The organism is Variovorax sp. E3, assembly GCF_016082275.1.
Taxonomy (GTDB): Bacteria; Pseudomonadota; Gammaproteobacteria; order Burkholderiales; family Burkholderiaceae_C; genus Variovorax.
This window is the reverse complement of record NZ_MOWM01000358.1, coordinates 1-853: the sequence shown is the minus strand read 5'-3', so window position 1 is coordinate 853 and position 853 is coordinate 1. Positions and strand designations below refer to the sequence as shown.

Annotated in this window: 2 pseudogenes; both read left to right on the top strand. The window is 61.7% G+C overall.

What is annotated here, in order from left to right:
- Positions 1-381, top strand: a pseudogene (locus BMG07_RS40850) (multidrug ABC transporter ATP-binding protein); the annotation flags it as partial.
- Positions 378-853 (top strand): annotated as a pseudogene (locus BMG07_RS40845) (ABC transporter permease); the annotation flags it as partial. The pseudogenes BMG07_RS40850 and BMG07_RS40845, both read left to right, overlap by 4 nt.

The following is an 853-nucleotide window of genomic DNA, read 5'->3' as shown; positions in this document are numbered from 1 at the left end:
AGCGGCGTCACCATCATCCTGACCACGCACTACATCGAAGAGGCCGAGGAGATGGCCGACCGCATCGGTGTGATCCGCAAGGGCGAGCTCATCCTGGTGGAAGACAAGGTCGCGCTGATGAAAAAACTCGGCAAGAAGCAATTGACGCTGAGCCTTCGGCACGCGCTGGCCGCTGTTCCCGACGCGCTCGGCAGCTACCAGCTCGACCTGACCGACGACGGCCACTCGCTGGTCTACACCTTCGACAAGCAGGGCGACGACAACCAGATCGCCGGCCTGCTGCGCCAGCTCGGCGAGCTCGGCATCGAATTCAAGGACCTGTATTCCTCCGAGAGCTCGCTGGAAGAAATCTTCGTCAGCCTCGTGAAGGGGCAAGCATGAACATCTACGCAATCCGCGCCATCTACATGTTCGAGATGGCGCGCACGTGGCGCACGCTGATGCAGAGCGTAGCCTCGCCCGTGCTGTCGACCTCGCTGTATTTCGTGGTGTTCGGCTCGGCCATCGGCTCGCGCATGGTGGATGTCGACGGCATTGCCTACGGCGCCTACATCATCCCGGGCCTGGTGATGCTGTCGCTGCTGACGCAGAGCATTGCCAATGCTTCGTTCGGCATCTACTTTCCCAAGTTCTCGGGCACCATCTACGAGGTGCTGTCGGCTCCCGTCTCGTATGTGGAGGTGGTGTGCGGCTACGTCGGCGCGGCGGCGAGCAAGTCGATCATCCTCGGGACCATCATCTTGGTCACCGCCCGGTTGTTCGTGCCGTACGGGATCGCACACCCGGTGTGGATGGTGGCGTTTCTCGTGCTGACCGCGGTGACGTTCAGCCTGTTCGGTTTCATCATCGGCGT